This is a genomic window from Streptomyces sp. NBC_01306 (assembly GCF_026340465.1).
Taxonomy (GTDB): Bacteria; Actinomycetota; Actinomycetes; order Streptomycetales; family Streptomycetaceae; genus Streptomyces.
Window position 1 is genome coordinate 3244610 of sequence record NZ_JAPEPC010000001.1, and the last position, 17175, is coordinate 3261784.

Sequence of the window (17175 nt, forward strand, 5' to 3'; positions counted from 1 at the left end):
GTCAGCTGCCCCCCAGCCGGAAGAGCGAGCCCGCGGTCCTGACCAGGATGCAGATGTCCTGCCAGAGCGACCAGCTGTCGATGTAGTGGTTGTCGAAGCGGGCCCGGTCCTCGATGGAGGTGTCCCCGCGCAATCCGCTGACCTGGGCGAGCCCGGTGATCCCGACGGGCATCCGGTGTCTGGAGCGGTAGCCGGGGTGACTGCCGGAGAACTGGGTGACGAAGTAGGGGCGTTCGGGCCGCGGCCCGACCAGGCTCATGTCCCCGCGCAGGACGTTCCACAGCTGCGGCAGCTCATCGAGCGAGGTCCGGCGCAGCAGGTTGCCGACCCCGCTCATCCGGTGGTCCCTGGCGACGCTCCACCGGGTCGCCGACTCGTGGTCGTCGGCCGGGCGCAGCGTACGGAACTTGAGCAGCGTGAAGACGCGTCCGTCCATGCCGATCCGTTCCTGCCGGAAGACGACACCCGGCCCGTCGGAGACCCGTACGGCCAGCGCGCACAGCCCCATCACGGGCGCGGCGGCGAGCAGCGCGAGGCAGGCGAGGGAGGCGTCGAGGGCGCGCTTGCCCCAGCGGCCCGTACGGTGTCCGGGCACGGCCAGCGGCCGGACGGCGAACCCCCACAGATGGTCGGCCGAGACCCTGCGGTACCCGGGCCCCGACGTCTCGACGAGCCACAGCCGCACGCCGTATCCGCCGAGCAGCCGGACCAGCGCGTGGTCGTCGGCCGCTGCCCTGCCGGGGCCGACGAACAGCGCGTGGCGGACCGTGGTCTGGATGACGGCCCGGCCGATCTCCTCATGGGTCGCGAGCACGGGCAGTGCGGAGCTCCCGTCCCCGGCAGCGGATCCGTCCTCGGCAGGGGTGCCGGGGCCGGTCTCCACCAGGCCCACCGGCCGCATCCCGTACGCCGGGTGCGCGTACAGCGCGGCACTGATCTGCTGGGCGGCGGCGCCACCGCCGACGATCAGCGCCGACTGGCTGCGCCGTGCGCCGACGGTACGCACCAGCTGGTGGACCGCGCCGCGGACCGTGCAGCCGGTGAGCGTCTGCGCGGTGACCGCGGTGGCGAGCACCGTCCAGTCGAGGACGTGCCAGGGCCCGACGGCCGCGAGGCACGCGGCCGCCGTGCACCACAGGACCAGCGCATGGCCGAGCAGCGCGGGCAGTTCGAGCAGCGCCGATGGGGAGAGCCTGCGCCGGTAGAGGCCGCCGCGGAGGTGCAGGGCCAGATGCAGCGCGAGCAGCGGTACGAGGACCAGCGGCGCCAGCCGCAGCCCCGGCACCAGCGCGCCGGTGGCGACCAGGGCGAGGGTGTCACCCGCGATGAGCGGGGCCGCGGTGCGACCCCGCCGCAGCCCGGCAGGCCGTACCGGCTCCGGCCGCGTACCGTCCGCGCTCCGCGGCGGGTGGATCGCGGGCACGGGCCGCTGCACGGCCGTGGCGGGGCCACCGCCGTGGCCCGTCCGGGAAGCAGGTGCGCTGTCCATCGTCATCGGCTGATGCGCTCCCTCGTCGTGGATTGGGGCAGACCGAGGAGCCGGCGGTACAGCTCCGAGACCCTGGTGGCCGTGTGCCGCACATCGAAGTTCGCCCGTGCGTGGGCTCCGGCCTCGCGGCCGAGCGCCTCCCGCAACGGGGCGTCGGCCAGCAGCTTCCCGACCGCGCGCGCCAGCGCGCGCGGGTCGTCCGGCGGGACGAGCCCGTGCCGGTCGTGGCCCGGCGGCAGGCTCTCCCGGGCGCCGTTCACATCGGTGAGGACGACGGGCCGCCCGCAGGCCATCGCTTCGAGCGGCGCCAGCGCCATGCCCTCCCAGCGGGACGGCAGGACGACGAGGTCGGCGGCCCACAGCCAGTCGCGCGGCCCGTCGACCGCTCCGGCGAACAGCACTCCCGGCGGCGCGGTCCTGGCCAGCGCCTCCCGGTCGGGACCGTCCCCGACCAGTACGAGCCGGGCCCCGGGCACCGCACGGAGAATCTCGGGCCAGGCCCGCAGGAGTACGTCCTGCCCCTTCTGCCGGCAGAGCCGGCCGACACAGACGACGACAGGGCCGGTGCCGGCTGCCAACGGCCCTGCGGCGGAGCCCGGTTCGGCGCCGGAACCGCCGTCGGCGCTGAACTCGCCGAGGTCGACGCCGTTACGGATCACCGCCCAGCGGGCGGCGATCCCGGCCGCCTCACCGGCCCGCCGTTCGGCCTCGCTGACGCACAGGACGCGCTCGGCCCACCGGGCCGCGTACCGCTCCCAGGCCAGCGCGAGCCGTGCGGTGCCGCCGCCGACCGCCTCGAACGACCAGGCGTGCGGCTGGAAGACCGTCGGCACGCGCCCGCGCACGGCGAGCCGCGCGGCCAGCCCGGCCTTGGAGCTGTGCGCGTGCACCACGTCCGGGCGGCAGGCGCGGATCAGCCGGGCGGCGGCAGCGGTCTCGGCGGCCAGCCCCGGCCCCGGCGCCCGCCCGGCCGGCCAGGGACGGACATGGGCGCCGGACCCGGCGAGCGCCCATGTCAGACCGGCGCCGGGGGGACAGGCCACAACTGTTCTGATTCCTTCGGCGATTTGCGCCCGCACCAGGTCGGTGACCACGCGGGCGACTCCGCCTTCCACCGGCTGCACGAGGTGAAATACCGTCAGCCGGTGTCCGGGGGAAATGTTTTCTGGCAGCACGTGTGCGGCTCTCTTAGTACCTGACCCGGAGATCGGTTTCCCCGGGGTGCGCGGAGCGGATGGCTCAGCGGCGCGAATCCGTCTGCACGAGGAGCACGCCGGGAAAAGACCCGCTGCTTTCGGCGGAGAAGTGGAAGTCCGGACGGCCGGCGCCGCAGGGGAGAACGGGCTGCGGACCGAATGCGCCGGATCCATTGCCCGTCGGACGGGAGACGGCGGAACGCGCCTCGTCCGGCGGTGCGCCCAAGCCGTACGGCACAGCGAGACCCGTCGTTTTTCGCATGACTGCTCTCCCGTCTCGACAATTGCAACCAAGCAGCCCAAGCGGCCCAAGCAGGAGTGCACTTTGTCAGAAAGCGGGGTGGAAAATCAGCCAGTACTTGCACATACCGCCGTACGGCGGATCAACCGAATGCACTGAATTCCCTTGTGGCAGTGGGCAATAGACCCCGCGTGGACCCGCGAAGCTCCCCAACGGGTGACGGCGCGTACCCCGCTGAAGAAGCATTCGTTAAACGCGTGCGGGAAACGACGGGGAAATACGGGACCACGCGAATACAGAAGACGAACTGATGGATGAGCGGCCCGTTTCCCCGCTGCCACCGCCGGCGGAACCCGCGCAGCACGGCGCACCCCGCGCACAGGGGGCTCGCTCCGACGGACCGCCGCACTCGTGCGCTACGGCAAACGAGTGAACGGGCGGAACCAAACTCGGCCCCTGGAGTTGATCAGGGTGCTCCACTTCCGGGCAAAAATGCAGAAAAGGGACCACAGTGATCAAGAAGATTCTGGCCACCGCAGCCGTCACCGCCTCGATCGTCGGCGCCGGCGCGACCCTGGCCCCGCAGGCCCTGGCCGTCGGTAACGACAACGGCACCACCTCCGCCAGCGGCAACGGCGCCGAGCAGGCCTTCGGCAACTCGGCCACCAAGGGCAGCCAGAGCCCGCAGCTCAGCCTGGTCCAGGGCTCGCTGAACAAGCCCTGCCTCGGTGTGCCGGTCAAGGCCAACGTGGGCTCCCTCATCGGCCTCATCCCGATCGCCGTTCAGGACATCCCGGTCCTGTCCTCGCCGCAGAACCAGCAGTGCACCGAGAACTCCACCCAGGCGAAGGGCGACGAGGCCCTGTCGCACATCCTGGACAACATCCCGGTCCTCTCGGGCAACGGTGCGGCGAACCGGGGCTGATCTCCTCGCTGCTCCCACGTGGCCGCCGCAGACAGGACGTTGCGGCGGCCACGCGTGTGTCCGCACGCCGCCCCGACCGGATCCCGGAGAGCATTCGGGTTGAGTTGACGCCGGGCACCCTGCACAGAGTTTCCCCAGGGCGCACCGATCGTTAGCAGTCCTGCAGTGGTGTTCATGAAAAGGCAACTGGACACGCGTCGCGATGGTCGTGGCTGCGGGAGACACCGCTGCAGGAAGGATCGACATGAAGTTCAAGAAGGCTGCTGTTCTCGCCGCCGGCGTCATGATGGCCCTGGGCGCCGCTGCGCCCGCCATGGCGGACGCGGGCGCGGAGGGTGCGGCCATCGGCTCGCCCGGTGTCCTCTCCGGCAACGTCATCCAGGTTCCGATTCACATTCCGGTGAACGTCTGCGGTAACAGCATCAACGTCATCGCGCTGCTGAACCCGGCGTTCGGCAACACCTGCGTCAACAAGTGACGTACGGCTCTCCCGCAAGGGCGAGTCGCTGAAGTGGCCCCGCCGGGTCTCCCAGGACCCGGCGGGGCCACTTCGCCGTACGCGGCTGAACAGGTGCAGAAACGTTCGCCGTCCCGGGGTTTCCCCTGCGGGCAGGGATCGTTAGCCACGGTGAAGGCGGCGTACCGGCACCCCTCCTGGACGGTGTCGTGGCGCGAGAGTCGCAGCTGTGAACAGCGCCGCCGGAGAAAGGTATTCGACATGAAGTACGCAAAGGCCGCCGCAGTCGTCGCCGGTTCCATGATGGCGATCGGCGCGGGCGCGGCCACCCCCGCGTTCGCCGCGGCGCCCCCGGCCATGCCCCCGATGAGCCTCAACGGCGGACTCGACCAGGCCACGCAGTCACTTCAGACGGGGGCAGCGGTCCCGGTGGCCGCGCTCGCCGACACCGCGACCAGCGTGGTTTCGGGCAAGGCCGACGCCCCCGAGAAGGTCATGGGCCTCGCCCGCCAGGCCACCCCGATGCTGGGTGGCGTGCAGCTGGGCAGCCAGTAGCAGCCCCGGTCCCGGCATCCTGCCGCGACACGAAAGTGGCGGTACCCGCGTCGTCCGCGGATACCGCCACTTCTGCTGTCCGGTCCGGGGACCGGGCTTCACCGGACGAGCCGGATCAGAACGTCAGCTGTTGACGCAGGTGTTGCCGAACGCCGGGTTCAGCAGACCGATGACGTTCACGGTGTTGCCGCAGACGTTGACCGGAACGTGGACGGGGACCTGGACCAGGTTGCCCGAGAGGACACCCGGCGAGCCCACGGCCGCACCCTCGGCGCCGGCGTCGGCGAACGCGGAGCCGGCGGCGCCGCCGGCGGCGAGGCCCGCGGTGGCAAGGACGAGAGCTGCCTTCTTGGCAGTGTTCATGGGAGTTGCACCTTCTCTTCGATGTTGTGCCCTGAATCAGGACTCACTCGATTCGCAACGAATAGTTGGGGGCAGCGACACGGCCGGGCGACCTACGGAACCTGTTCGGCCCAATGGGGAAGACCCCTGGCCACCGGCTGCGTCAACCCACTTGCCGCGCGCCAGCGACATGGAAGCCATATGAGTGAAGCGCCGGAACCAATCGCCGATCCGGCAGTTGATCAGAGCGCTCCGGAAGCGGGCACTCGTGCGACAACAGAAGGACGCGATATGATCAAGAAGGCTGTGGCCACTGCGGCGGCCACCCTCACGATGGCAGGCGCGGGCGCGATGATGGCGTCGCCGGCCATGGCAGTCGGCCACGACGGCGGCACCACGTCGCTGAGTGGCAACGGAGCCCAGCAGGCGTTCGGCAACTCCGCCACGTACGGCAACATGAGCCCGCAGATCGGCCTCATCCAGGGCTCGCTGAACAAGCCCTGCATCGCCCTGCCGGCCAAGGCCAACGTCGGTTCGCTCATCGGCGTGGTCCCGATCTCCGTCCAGGACATCCCGATCCTGTCCTCGCCGCAGACCCAGCAGTGCACCGAGAACTCCACCCAGGCCAAGGGTGACGAGGCGCTGTCGCACCTTCTGGACAACATCCCGATCCTCTCGGGCAACGGCGCCGGGAACGGCCGCTGATCACCGCCGCTCCTCCGACCTCCGGACACTGACGTCCTGGTGGAGCACTGAAGTGGCCCCGGTAGCAGCGCGAGCTGCCACCGGGGCTTCTTCATGTCCGTCGTCGAGTCCGTCCTCGGCCGGGGCGCCGGCGCCGCCTCACCCGCGCCGGAACAGCACCACGTCGCCGGGCACAGTCGGCGGCACCGCCGTGTACCCGGGCAGCGGGTCGCCCCGCTCGCCCCGTGTCTGGAGGCCGACGCACTCCGAGGCGTACAGCCCGGCGCCGTCGAGCAGCCGCTCCTCGTGGCCGGGTGCCCGCAGCCGTACGAACAGCCGCTCGCCCGGCGCGGTCACCGCGTCCCACAGCGCGTCGAGCCGGTGGCCCCCGTCGGGTCCGTTGCCGTCGCCCAGCGCGTACGGCAGGACGGACCACCCGGGGTCGCCCGCGGCACACCGCAGCAGTTGCTCGCGCGGCCCGGGCAGCACCTCGAACGAGACCACCCGCCCGCGGTACCCGGCACGGCGCAGCCCCGCCACATACGCGCCGGCGTCCGCGCCCGCGTCCAGGACGAGATCGATCTCGGCGTCGGCCAGCAGCTGGGCGAGTTCGCGGTACGGGCCGCGGCCCCGGTGCCGCTCCCGCGCCGCGGCCCGCAGGAAGCGTGCGTAGCTCCGCACCCCCGCCGGCCACCGCTTCCACCGCCCGCTGCCGGCGCGTTCGTGGAGGAGGGCGAAGGCCGGGCCCGCCGCGACGTACACCGCGGGGTGCAGAGCGGCGAGGCGGGCGGCCGCGCTGTGCTGCCGGGCGGCGCCGGACCCGCCGATCCAGACCAGCCGGGCGCCGCTCTCCCGGATGCGGGCCGCCAGCGCCGCCCACTCCTCGGCGGTGGCCGCCCGGCCGGGCAGCGGCTCGGCGCCCGCGACCCGCGCGTCGGGATAGCGCACCAGCAGTTCAGCGGTCGGCAGTTCGGCCACTTCGCCGGTCGGCACTTCGGCTGTCAGCAGATAGTGACTGAGCCCCGCACGCTGTGCGGCCCGGACGGTGTCGAGCAGCAGGTCGGGTCCGTACACCTGCGCCGCCGGCCGTCCGCCGGACCGCGCCGCCCGGGCCGGGCCGCGCCCGGCAGGGAGGTTGAGCGCCGCCGAGCGCAGCAGCCGCTGGAGGCCCGGGGCGCGGCCGGCGTCCGCGAGGGTGTCCGTGCCGCAGAGGTGGACATCCGCCGCCGCGCCCCGCAGCGCGAGGCGTACGAGCTCCTCAGCGGCCGGCGCGGGGGCGAGCGGGGTGAGCGGGATACCGGCGCAGCGGACCGTGCGGGGCGGGCCGCCGGCGGACGGTTCCTGGTGGCCTTCGGTACGGGGGATCGCGTGGCTCATGCGCCGCCCATCGGTTGCGGTATCGGGGTGATGCCACCGGGGCATCCAGCTCGAACGATCCACAAGCTAGTTCGTTATGCCCCACTATGCGCTGAGTAACACGATTGGACGGAAGACATCCGATGAGGAGACCCTGAGCGACGCAGATCACCACTTGATCTGGTACATCGCAGTGGGATAAGTGGGTACTCTCAGCACGGACTGCATTAAGTTACTGCTTAGTAATCACTTGAGAATCACTGTCACCACTGGATCCCCACCTCGCAGGCCCGAGGAGCCCCCATGCAACTCGCCGCGATCATTGTGTCGCTGGTACTCACCGTGGTCGGTGTCGCACTGTTCGCCCGAGCCATCGGCCAGATCTACCGCTATGTGCGGCTCGGTCAGAACGTGCCCGCGGGCACCCGTACCGCCGAGCCCGCCCAGCGGACGATCACGGTGGTCAAGGAGTTCCTCGGCCACACCCGGATGAACCGATGGGGCATCGTCGGGTTCGCGCACTGGTTCGTCGCGGTCGGCTTCTTCTCGCTGATCCTGACCCTGATCAACGCCCTCGGCCAGCTCTTCAAGGCCGACTGGGTCCTGCCGGTCATCGGCCACTGGCTGCCGTACGAGATGTTCGTCGAGTTCATCGGTGTGATGACGACGCTCGGCATCCTCGTCCTGATCGTGATCCGCCAGCTGTCGAAGCCGGACCGGCCGGGCCGCAAGTCCCGCTTCGCGGGCTCCAACTTCGGCCAGGCGTACTTCGTCGAGGCCGTCATCCTCATCATCGGCCTGGCGATCTACTCGCTGCGCGGACTTGAGGGCGCACTGGCAGGCGTGCACAGCTACGACGCCGCGTACTTCCTCTCGTACCCGCTCGTCGCGGCGTTCCGCGGGGCCGGCACCGGCACGCTGCAGAACATGATCTACCTGACCGCGATGGTCAAGATCGGGACGTCCTTCATCTGGATGATCGTGGTCGGGCTCAAGACGGACATGGGTGTCGCCTGGCACCGCTTCCTCGCCTTCCCCAACATCTGGTTCAAGCGCGACGCGCAGGGCGGTACGGCGCTCGGCGCGCTGCTGCCGATGACATCGGGCGGCAAGGAGATCGACTTCGAGGACCCGGGCGAGGACGACGTGTTCGGCGTCTCGCAGGTCGAACACTTCTCCTGGAAGGGCCTGCTGGACTTCTCCACCTGCACCGAGTGCGGCCGCTGCCAGTCGCAGTGCCCCGCCTGGAACACCGGCAAGCCCCTCTCGCCGAAGCTCCTGATCATGTCGCTGCGCGACCACGCGCACGCCAAGGCCCCGTATCTGCTCGCCGGCGGCGGCAAGAACATGGAGGGCGAGGAGCAGGCCACCGAGGAGCAGCTCAAGGACGTGCCCGCCGCGGCTCTCGCCGAGGCCGAGCGCCCGCTGATCGGCACGCTCGAAGAGAACGGCGTGATCGACCCGGACGTGCTGTGGTCCTGCACCACCTGCGGTGCGTGCGTGGAGCAGTGCCCGGTCGACATCGAGCACATCGACCACATCGTCGACATGCGCCGCTACCAGGTGATGATCGAGTCCGCGTTCCCGTCCGAGGCGGGCACGATGCTCAAGAACCTGGAGAAGAAGGGCAACCCCTGGGGGCTGGCCAAGAAGCAGCGCGTCGAGTGGACCAAGGAGGTCGACTTCGAGGTCCCGATCGTCGGCAAGGACGTCGAGGACCTCACCGAGGTCGACTACCTCTACTGGGTCGGCTGCGCGGGCGCCCTGGAGGACCGGGCGAAGAAGACCACCAAGGCCTTCGCGGAACTGCTGCACATCGCGGGCGTCAACTTCGCCATCATGGGCGGCGACGAGAAGTGCACCGGTGACTCCGCCCGCCGCCTGGGCAACGAGCCGCTCTTCCAGCAGCTCGGCCAGGAGAACGTCGCGATGCTGAACATGGCGTACGGCGAGGACGACGAGGACGAGTCGACCAAGAAGCCGAAGGCGACGAAGAAGATCGTCGCCACCTGCCCGCACTGCTTCAACACCATCGCCAACGAGTACCCCCAGCTCGGCGGCGAGTACGAAGTCATCCACCACACCCAGCTGCTCCAGCACCTCATCGACGAGGGCAAGCTCATCCCCGTCACCCCGGTCGAGGGTCTGATCACCTATCACGACCCCTGCTACCTGGGCCGCCACAACAAGGTCTACACACCGCCGCGCGAGATCATCGCCAAGGTGCCCGGCCTGCGCAGCGAGGAGATGCACCGGCACAAGGAACGCGGCTTCTGCTGCGGCGCCGGCGGCGCACGGATGTGGATGGAAGAGCGCATCGGCAAGCGCATCAACAACGAACGCGTCGACGAAGCCCTCTCCCTCAACCCCGACATCGTCTCCACCGCCTGCCCGTTCTGTCTCGTGATGCTGACCGACTCGGTCAACGGCAAGAAGAACGACGGCAAGGCCAAGGAATCGCTCCAGGTTGTCGATGTCGCGCAGCTGCTGCTCGACTCGGTGAAGCTCCCCGCCGACCCGGCGGACGACCCGGCCGACGAGGACGCACCGGAGCCCGAGCCGGTGAAGTAGCGCGAGCAGGCAGTACGCAGAGCAGTACGCAGAAAGGGCCGGGACCGCCGTTGGGCGGTCCCGGCCCTTTGCCGTGCCCCGGCTCTTCTCCTGCCGCACCCGCTCGCCCGGCATTCACCATTGGGTCACCCCGGCATCACATTTCCCTCGCATCCCGTACAACCATGCGACCCCACCGGCGGTCTCCCCTCTGCCGAACACCCGTACTCACCGCGGCCATTGCCGCATTTCCGACTCGGTGCACACCGCACCCCGTATGGCGCAGGAGAAGACGATCCGCATGCACAGACAGCTCCGTACCGCCCTTGCCACCGCCGCGGCCGCCGCCCTCACCGGCGGGCTCCTCGTGGTCACGGCGAGCACCGCCACCGCTGCCACGCCCTCGGGCACCCGGGGCGACTTCAACGGCGACGGTTACCGGGACATCGCCGTGACCGCCCCGCTCGCCACCGTGAACGGCAAGTCGGGTGCGGGCTCCGTCTCCATCCTGTACGGCTCGAAGTCCGGCGCGGGCGCCGCCAAGATCCAGACGGTCAGCCAGAACAGTGCCGGTGTCCCCGGCACGGCCGAGAAGGACGACACCTTCGGCGGGATGGTCTCCGCCGGTGACTTCAACGGCGACGGGTACGCGGACCTCGCGGTCGGCGCGCACGGCGAGGACGTGGGCTCGGACGCCGACGGCGGCTCGGTCACCATCCTCTGGGGTACGAGCAGCGGTCTCTCCGGCGGCACCAACGTCAAGGACCCGTCGGCCGGCAGCCACGACCACTTCGGGCTGCTCGTCGCTGCGGGCGACTACAACGGCGACGGCCGGGCCGACCTCGCCATCGGGTCCGACCAGAACACCGTCGACATCTACCGCGGCGGCTTCACCAAGACGGGCGGCACCGGCGGCCACTACGCCGTCACCGCGCCGGTCCAGAAGGTCCCGGGCCCGGACTTCCAGAACCTCACCCCCGGCGACGTCAACCACGACGGCCGCACGGATCTCGTCGCCAACGGCTACGAGACCGACAGCCAGGAGGGGTGGAACGCCAACTTCTACCTTCCCGGCAGCACGTCCGGGCTGACGAGCACCGGCGCCCAGAAGCTTCCGGCGGGCGTCATCTCGGACATCGGTGACGTCAACGGTGACGGCTACGGCGACATCGTGATCGGCGCCCACTGGGACAAGGACATCGCCGGTGCGCACAAGGGCGGCGTCGTCAAGGTCGTCTACGGCACACAGGCCGGCCCCGATGGCGGCCAGGACTCGGTCAACCAGGACTCCCCGGGCGTTCCCGGCTCGGGTGAGACCGCCGACGACTTCGGCTACGAACTCTCGCTCGGCGACGTCAACGGCGACGGCAAGGACGACGTCGTGGTGGGCGCCCCCGGCGAGGACCTGAACGGCATCGCCGACGCCGGCATGGTGACCGTCCTCTACGGCTCCACGGGCGGCTTCGCCTCCACCGGCGCCCAGTCCTTCGCCCAGGACAGCCCCGGCGTCCCGGGCGACAACGAGAAGGGTGACGGCTTCGGCGCGGAGGTCTACCTCGCCGACACCAACAACGACGGCAAGGCGGACCTGACGGTCGGCATCCCGCACGAGAACAACGGGGACGGCTACCTCGTGACGTTCAACTCGGACGGCTCGAAGCTGGCCGCCACCGGCAAGGGCTACGGCCTGACCGCGACCAAGGTGTCGGCGGCGGGCACCCCGCTGCTGGGCTTCGGAATGGCGGGCTGACCCCACTCGCCCGCCGGAGGCGGCCCCGCCGGGATTCCCCTGGATTCCCCTTAGGGGATGTCACAGGTCGGCCGCAAAGACCGGCCTGTTCTCCCAGGTCCGGCACCCCGCCCTCCGGAAGCAGGTACGTTCGAAAGCGTGGCTGGATTCAGGATCGGACGCGGCCGGGACAACCGCACGTCGCAACAGAACCCGCAGCGGCAGCAGCAGCGGGGACCGCAGCAGCAGCCGTACGGCAGGCAGGCACCGCCTCCGCCGTACGGCGGCTCAGCGGCGCCCCAGCCGTCGCCTCAGCGTGCGCAGCAGCACCAGTGGCCCCCGCAGGCCCAGCAGCAGCCCTACGGGGAGCCGGAGTACTTCGGGGACCCGTACCAGGGGCAGGGGCCGGGCGACCCGTACCAGGGCCGGCAGGCCGGGTACGGCGGGCCGCCGGCGGATCCGTATGCGAACAGCGCGGACAACCCCGGTCACACGCAGGCCTTCAGCATCGGCGAGGACCCGTACGGCGACGGCAACACCTACCGGGCCGGGCAGACCGCTGCCCCGCCCGTGGGACCGCGCCTGCACTGGAAGGAGCTGCTGCGGGGCATCGTGATGCGCCCGGGGCCGACCTTCTGGCAGATGCGCGACCACAAGGTGTGGGGCCCCGCTCTGACGGTCACGTTCATCTACGGGCTGCTCGCGCTCTTCGGGTTCGACCAGGCCCGTGACGACGCCGTCCACGCGACGCTGTCCAACGCCGTCCCGTACGTCCTGACGACCGCCGTCGCCTTCGTCATCGGCGGTCTGATCCTGGGCGCGGTGACCCATACGCTGGCCCGTCAGCTCGGTGGCGACGGCGCGTGGCAGCCGACCGTCGGCCTCTCCATGCTGATCATGTCGATCACGGACGCGCCGCGGCTGCTCTTCGCGGTCTTCCTGGGCGGCGAGAACGGTTTCGTCCAGGTGCTCGGCTGGGCGACCTGGATCGCGGCGGGCGCCCTGTTCACGTCGATGGTGAGCAAGTCGCACGACCTGCCGTGGCCGAAGGCGCTGGCCGCCTCGTCGATCCAGCTGATCGCGCTGCTGTCACTGCTGAAGCTCGGCACTCTCTGAGGGCTTCCCCCTGAGGGCTCTCCGAGTGCTCTCCCCCGTGCCCGCCGCTCAGCACTGAGGCCACCCGGTGTCACTCCGGGTGGCCTCAGTGCTGTGCTGGTGATGTGTCAGTGCTGTCAGGGCAGTTGCAGGACGTTTCAGGAAGCGGAGTCGGAGGAGTTGGAGCGTCCGAAGAACTCGACCTCGGCGATCGCCACCTGCTTCTTGTTCGAGATCCCGTAGCCGGTGCGCAGGACGAAGCGGACCGAGGAGACCGTCCCGACGCGGAAGTCGAGGTGCTGCGGGCCGCTGCCCTGGTCGAGGTTGAGGTGCCGCACGACCTGCTTGCCGTTCGCCTGGGTGATGACCGCGTCCATACGGTGCGGCCGGGCGGTCTTCGCGAGGTCGGTGGCCTGGATGGAGATGCCGGGGGTGACGATGATGTCGAGCAGCCGGACCGGGTCCTGGAAGCCGGCCTGGAGCCACTCGCCCCGGCCGTCCTCCGAGACACCCGGCTCCCAGTAGGTGTTGTTGAGCTCGTCGAAGGCCTTGCCCGCGCCGTGGTCGGGGAATGCCTTGGACGCGCTCCAGGTGTCGGGGGTGATGGGAGCGCGCTTCGCGAAGTGGTCGCCGATCGCCTGGATCGCCGTACCGGTGTTGAGCGCGCCCCAGATGATCAGCCCGAGGGCGGCGGCGCCCGCCACCCAGCGCACGATCCAGCCGAACCCGCTGCGCAGCCGGGGCCGGTCACCGGCCCACGGCACCTCGCCGTTCCGCGAGAACAGCCTGCGCCACCAGGGAAGCCTGGCCGGGCCCTCGGGGCGCTCCGCCATGCTCATGCCGCAGCGGCGGCAGAAGTGCCGGTCGGGCCGGTTGCCGGTGGCGCACCACGGGCAGGCGTAGCCGCCGTCGCCGTCGGGCGCGGCGGCCGGGCCCTGGACGAGCGGGCGCGCGGTCTCCGGGCGGCCCGGCAGCACGGGCGAGACGGAGGGTGCGGCCGGTGTACGCCGTTCCGGGTCGGCGACCGGGATCAGCAGGGCGCGGGCGCGTTCGTTCGCGGCCGCCTCCGCGGCGGCACGGGCCGCCTCGTCCTGCGCGGCGTGCGGGTCCCAGACGGGGGCCTGCGCGTCGGGTCCGGGCGCCGATCCACCCTGGCCCGCGTTGGCCGGACCCGAGTTGGCGGGACCCGCGTAGTCCGGGGTTCCCCGGGACGGGGTTCCCTGGGCCGGGGCGCCCTGGGACGGGATCCCGCCGGCCGGGGCCACGTAGTCCGGGCCCGGGGCTGCCGGGCCGCTGCCGCCCTGTCCCGGGGCGCCGGCGTCGCCCGCGGACCCGGCCGCCGCGTCCTGCCGCGCACTGCCGCCGTCCCGTACGACCGGGGTCGGCAGGGTGCTCGGCTCGTCGTCATCGTCGGCCGGGGCCGGGGGCGGCTCCGCAGCGGCGGCGGCCCGTTCGCCCGGGGACCAGCTGAGGACGGCGCCGCAGCCCTCGCAGAAGGAGTGGCCGGGCGTCGAAGGCGTACCGCACTCTGCGCAGGTACGGGTCCGCTCCCGCATCTGTCCAGGGTCGGCTCCTGGGGGCTGAGTGGTCATTTGCCGGGGGTCCTTTCGGCCGCGGTCACCTGGACCGTGAAGGGCATGTGGGCGGGGCGTGCGGCTTCTACGAGGCTCTCCAGCCGGTGCTGGTCGCCGGGGGCCGGGTCGGGGAGCACCAACGACACGTGCAGGCTCGGCCGCCGTCCGCCGGGGACGGGCCCGAGCGGGCGGGCGTCCCAGTCGGCCGCGCCGCTCTCGGCGATCACCGGCTCGACGCCGAACGTCAGCCGGACCGCCTCGGCGAGACCACGCCGGGTGCCGCGGATGCGGTGCAGATGGGCGGCGGCGGCCACGGCGGCCCGGAGTACGGCTTCGCCCTCCGGTCCGCCGACGCGGTCGGCGCCGTCCGTCTCGGCGCCGACCCACTCCGCGAGCCAGTGGGTGAAGTCGACGGGCGCCAGCGACGGGGTGAAGTAGGAGTCGAGGCAGTCGAGCACGTTGTGGATCGGGGCGAGCACCTCGTCGAGACCGGCGACGAAGCGCTGCGCGAGGTCGTCGTCGGCGAAGACCGCGGGGAGCATCAGGCCCAGCGGCGACGATGAGCCCAGGCCGTCGACGGAGCCCCTCATGATCCGTCCCCGATGACCCGGACCCGGTGGTCGAACGAGAAGACCAGCGCGGGGGCTTCGAGGTCGATCCGCTCGGTCGCGTCGCCGCGCTTGCCGGTCAGCGGGTCGGCCGGGTGCAGCAGCACCTGGTCCACCAGCTCCACGCCCGGCACCCGCTGGAGGACCGCGAAGATCTCGCCGGACTGCACCGGGCGCCCGAACGGCCACCCCGTGCCGTGGGCACCGCCGGTCAGCGGGTCGAGGTGCCGGTAGAGCGCCTCGTGCGCCTGCCGCCTGACCTTGTCGGTGTCGGCGCCGCGGAACGCGTGCACGGTCGCGACCACGGTGATGCCCTGGTAGTAGGGCGGACCCACGGCCAGCCGGGTGCCCAGCAGCCGCCGCTCGTCCAGGTAGCGGGTGATCCGCTCCAGCAGCGCGTCACCGGGCACGAGCTGCTCGAAGCGCAGCCAGCCGCCGGGGTCCGGCACCGCCTGCGGAACGACCAGGACGCGTACGGCATGGGCGCCGTGCTCGTCGGAGTCGCCTTCGAGGCAGGTGATACGGGCGGTCTCCGGGGCCGCGCGCCGGGCCAGCTCCTCGTAGTCCCGCAGGGTCACCGCGCGGTCCTGGGCGCGCAACGTGATCGGGGCGCGGGCCTTGGCCTCGTCGACGGTCTCCCCGTCGACGCCACCCCTGGCGGCCTCGCGGTTGATGACCTCGGAGACGTACGGGACGGAGTTGCGCAGCACCTGCACGGCGCCGCGTGCGACGTTGCCGGCCCGTCCGCCGCCGGTGCGGTAGGCGCGGGCGCGGATCACGGCACCCTTCGGCGGCACCGCACCGTACTGGCGCAGGGTGCCGTCGGCCTCGCGTACGGAGGGGCCGAAGGCGATCTCGCCGGTGGCCGCGTCGAGGGTCAGGTGCCGGTCGTCCGGGCCGGACGCGGCGAAGTGCGGGACGACGTCCCAGTCGGTCCAGCCGTCGCGTTCGGCGATCTGGAGGTTCAGCGGCGGTATGTCACCGACGACCGGGGCGGCGGCGAGCCGCAGCCGCTGGCCGGGCAGTCCGGTGGACTCCCCCAGCGCCTCGTCACGCACGGTCTCCGCGTGCACGGTGCCGGTGGTGCCGCCCATGGTGAACGCCTCGGCCGACCGCACGGTGGGCGACGTCGTGTAGAAGGGCTGCCCGGTGGCGGGTTCGGTGACCCGGCAGCGCAGCCAGCCGGCCTCGCGGCGCCCGCTGCGGGACCTGGTGTGGCCGCCGGGGATGTGCAGGACGACCTCGCCGGGGCGGTTGAGACCGCCGGTGCCGTCCCGGTCCACCTCGCAGGCGGTCCAGCCGTCCTCGGTCCACGCCTCCCAGACCAGCGGGGGCTGCCGGGGGTCGACACCGACACCGTCGACGCGGCTGTCGAGGGTCAGCGCCACGGCGCAGTGCGGCACGGCCGCGGTGAGCCCGAACATCAGGCAGTCGCCGGGCTGCGGCGACTCGGAGAAGCAGAGCAGGTCCTTGCCCTCGGCCAGCTCGGCCGTACGGTCGGCGGCGGTCTCACCACTGCGCTGGATCACCAGGTACGCCAACTCGCACGAGAATATGGTGAGTTCGCGCTCGGTGGCGAAGACGACCGCCTCCTCGCTCTCCGTACGGGCGGTGGCGACCTCGGTGCCCACGGGCAGCCGCACCGCCTCGTCCAGCGGCGCCGACAGCCAGAAGGTGACGTCGGTGCGCGCCGCCGACGGCGGGAAGAGGGTGATCCCGATCAGGTCCAGGAAGGCGAGGTGGTTCTTCTCGGGGACGCGGTTGAGCCGGTACACGATCTGGTCGGCCATGTGGGCGACCGTCTCGACGAGCGTCACCCCCGGGTCGGACACGTTGTGGTCCGTCCACTCCGGGGCGCGCTGCTGGATGTAGCGCTTGGCGTCGTCGACGAACTGCTGGAAGCGGCGGTCGTCGAGGTGGGGAGAGGGCAGTGCCATCAGCGTTCGCTTTCGGTGGCCGGTCCCGCATCCGAGGACGGCTCGTCGTGGGAGGGAATCGTGTAGAACGGGAAGACCAGGCTGCGGGGGTTGTTGGTACCGCGGATCGAGTACCGGACGTCGATGAAGAGCACGCCCTGCTGGTCCCCGGCGCTGACCTCCACATCCTCCACCTCGATGCGCGGCTCCCAGCGGTCGAGGCTCACATACACCTCGTGCTGGATCCGGCCGGCCGTCGCCTCGTTGACCGGGGCGAAGACCATGTCGTGGATGGCGCAGCCGAAGTCGGGGCGCATCGGCCGTTCGCCGGGGGCGGTGGCGAGGACGAGCCGGATGGCCTCCTCGACCTCGCGCTCCCCGCTGACCATGGCGATGCCACCGGTGGGGCCGATACGGAGCGGGAACGCCCAGCCGGTGCCGACGAATTGCTCTGCCAT

At 71.4% G+C, this 17175-nt stretch carries 15 protein-coding genes; 7 read left to right on the forward strand and 8 right to left on the reverse strand.

The genetic code is table 11. From position 1 onward, the window contains the following. Position 1: 1 nt before the first annotated feature. Both OG385_RS14110 and OG385_RS14115 read right to left on the reverse strand, forming a co-directional pair. The gene (locus OG385_RS14110; RefSeq protein WP_266855001.1) at positions 2-1495 is read right to left on the reverse strand and encodes a sugar transferase; all 1494 of its coding nucleotides are present in this window, start codon (positions 1493-1495) and stop codon (positions 2-4) included. Next, entirely contained in the window at positions 1492-2664 is a 1173-nt protein-coding gene (locus OG385_RS14115) for a glycosyltransferase family 4 protein (RefSeq protein WP_266855003.1), read from the reverse strand. The genes OG385_RS14110 and OG385_RS14115 overlap by 4 nt, the downstream gene beginning before the upstream one ends. 773 nt (positions 2665-3437) lie before the next feature. Here OG385_RS14115 and OG385_RS14120 point away from each other — a divergent pair. From OG385_RS14120 to OG385_RS14130, 3 genes are all read left to right on the forward strand, one after another. Continuing rightward, entirely contained in the window at positions 3438-3851 is a 414-nt protein-coding gene (locus OG385_RS14120; protein ID WP_266855005.1) for a rodlin, read from the forward strand. 244 nt (positions 3852-4095) lie between these two features. Continuing rightward, positions 4096-4329: a chaplin gene (locus tag OG385_RS14125; protein WP_323183760.1), complete on the forward strand. Its 234-nt coding sequence runs from the start codon at positions 4096-4098 to the stop codon at positions 4327-4329. 240 nt (positions 4330-4569) lie between these two features. After that, positions 4570-4863, forward strand: coding sequence for a hypothetical protein (locus tag OG385_RS14130; RefSeq protein ID WP_266855007.1), 294 nt, complete (start codon positions 4570-4572; stop codon positions 4861-4863). A gap of 123 nt (positions 4864-4986) precedes the next feature. On the opposite strand, the gene OG385_RS14135 is transcribed toward OG385_RS14130, so the two are convergent. Beyond that, positions 4987-5226, reverse strand: coding sequence for a chaplin (locus OG385_RS14135; protein WP_266855009.1), 240 nt, complete (start codon positions 5224-5226; stop codon positions 4987-4989). Positions 5227-5496: 270 nt separating this feature from the next. Between OG385_RS14135 and OG385_RS14140 the strand changes: the two genes are divergently transcribed. Continuing rightward, on the forward strand, positions 5497-5910 hold the full coding sequence (locus OG385_RS14140) for a rodlin (RefSeq protein WP_266855011.1): 414 nt from the start codon (positions 5497-5499) through the stop codon (positions 5908-5910). A 138-nt stretch (positions 5911-6048) separates the two neighbouring features. Here OG385_RS14140 and OG385_RS14145 read toward each other — a convergent pair whose 3' ends face one another. Continuing rightward, complete coding sequence (locus OG385_RS14145) at positions 6049-7266, reverse strand: WecB/TagA/CpsF family glycosyltransferase (RefSeq protein ID WP_266855013.1); 1218 nt, start codon at positions 7264-7266, stop codon at positions 6049-6051. A gap of 282 nt (positions 7267-7548) precedes the next feature. Here OG385_RS14145 and OG385_RS14150 point away from each other — a divergent pair, with 282 nt between their 5' ends. The 3 genes from OG385_RS14150 to OG385_RS14160 all read left to right on the forward strand — a co-directional run bounded on the left by OG385_RS14150 (position 7549) and on the right by OG385_RS14160 (position 12640). Beyond that, positions 7549-9816, forward strand: coding sequence for a (Fe-S)-binding protein (locus OG385_RS14150; RefSeq protein ID WP_266855015.1), 2268 nt, complete (start codon positions 7549-7551; stop codon positions 9814-9816). Positions 9817-10096: 280 nt separating this feature from the next. Then, positions 10097-11545: an FG-GAP-like repeat-containing protein gene (locus tag OG385_RS14155; protein WP_266855017.1), complete on the forward strand. Its 1449-nt coding sequence runs from the start codon at positions 10097-10099 to the stop codon at positions 11543-11545. Between the two features lie 138 nt (positions 11546-11683). Next, positions 11684-12640 carry a Yip1 family protein gene (locus OG385_RS14160; RefSeq protein WP_266855019.1) on the forward strand — a complete coding sequence of 319 codons (957 nt, stop codon included), beginning with the start codon at positions 11684-11686 and terminating at the stop codon, positions 12638-12640. Between the two features lie 137 nt (positions 12641-12777). Here OG385_RS14160 and OG385_RS14165 read toward each other — a convergent pair whose 3' ends face one another. From OG385_RS14165 to OG385_RS14180, 4 genes are read right to left on the reverse strand one after another with little or no spacing between them, the layout of a single operon-like run. Next, complete coding sequence (locus tag OG385_RS14165; protein ID WP_266855021.1) at positions 12778-14211, reverse strand: zinc ribbon domain-containing protein; 1434 nt, start codon at positions 14209-14211, stop codon at positions 12778-12780. Further along, entirely contained in the window at positions 14208-14783 is a 576-nt protein-coding gene (locus OG385_RS14170) for a phage tail protein (RefSeq protein ID WP_266855023.1), read from the reverse strand. The genes OG385_RS14165 and OG385_RS14170 overlap by 4 nt, the downstream gene beginning before the upstream one ends. Continuing rightward, positions 14780-16738 (reverse strand): putative baseplate assembly protein, encoded by a 1959-nt coding sequence (locus OG385_RS14175; RefSeq protein WP_266855025.1) that lies wholly within the window; start codon positions 16736-16738, stop codon positions 14780-14782. Before OG385_RS14175 ends, OG385_RS14170 begins: the two co-directional genes overlap by 4 nt. After that, positions 16738-17175: a GPW/gp25 family protein gene (locus OG385_RS14180; RefSeq protein ID WP_266855027.1), complete on the reverse strand. Its 438-nt coding sequence runs from the start codon at positions 17173-17175 to the stop codon at positions 16738-16740. Before OG385_RS14180 ends, OG385_RS14175 begins: the two co-directional genes overlap by 1 nt.

Bases quoted from the DNA above. Each gene is read 5' to 3' on its own strand.
- OG385_RS14145 (WP_266855013.1), bottom strand. From the start codon at position 7,266: ATGAGCCACGCGATCCCCCGTACCGAAGGCCACCAGGAACCGTCCGCC.
- OG385_RS14130 (WP_266855007.1), top strand. From the start codon at position 4,570: ATGAAGTACGCAAAGGCCGCCGCAGTCGTCGCCGGTTCCATGATGGCG.
- OG385_RS14140 (WP_266855011.1), top strand. From the start codon at position 5,497: ATGATCAAGAAGGCTGTGGCCACTGCGGCGGCCACCCTCACGATGGCA.
- OG385_RS14125 (WP_323183760.1), top strand. From the start codon at position 4,096: ATGAAGTTCAAGAAGGCTGCTGTTCTCGCCGCCGGCGTCATGATGGCC.
- OG385_RS14155 (WP_266855017.1), top strand. From the start codon at position 10,097: ATGCACAGACAGCTCCGTACCGCCCTTGCCACCGCCGCGGCCGCCGCC.
- OG385_RS14135 (WP_266855009.1), bottom strand. From the start codon at position 5,226: ATGAACACTGCCAAGAAGGCAGCTCTCGTCCTTGCCACCGCGGGCCTC.
- OG385_RS14175 (WP_266855025.1), bottom strand. From the start codon at position 16,738: ATGGCACTGCCCTCTCCCCACCTCGACGACCGCCGCTTCCAGCAGTTC.
- OG385_RS14110 (WP_266855001.1), bottom strand. From the start codon at position 1,495: ATGACGATGGACAGCGCACCTGCTTCCCGGACGGGCCACGGCGGTGGC.
- OG385_RS14165 (WP_266855021.1), bottom strand. From the start codon at position 14,211: ATGACCACTCAGCCCCCAGGAGCCGACCCTGGACAGATGCGGGAGCGG.
- OG385_RS14180 (WP_266855027.1), bottom strand. From the start codon at position 17,175: ATGGCAGAGCAATTCGTCGGCACCGGCTGGGCGTTCCCGCTCCGTATC.
- OG385_RS14170 (WP_266855023.1), bottom strand. From the start codon at position 14,783: ATGAGGGGCTCCGTCGACGGCCTGGGCTCATCGTCGCCGCTGGGCCTG.
- OG385_RS14150 (WP_266855015.1), top strand. From the start codon at position 7,549: ATGCAACTCGCCGCGATCATTGTGTCGCTGGTACTCACCGTGGTCGGT.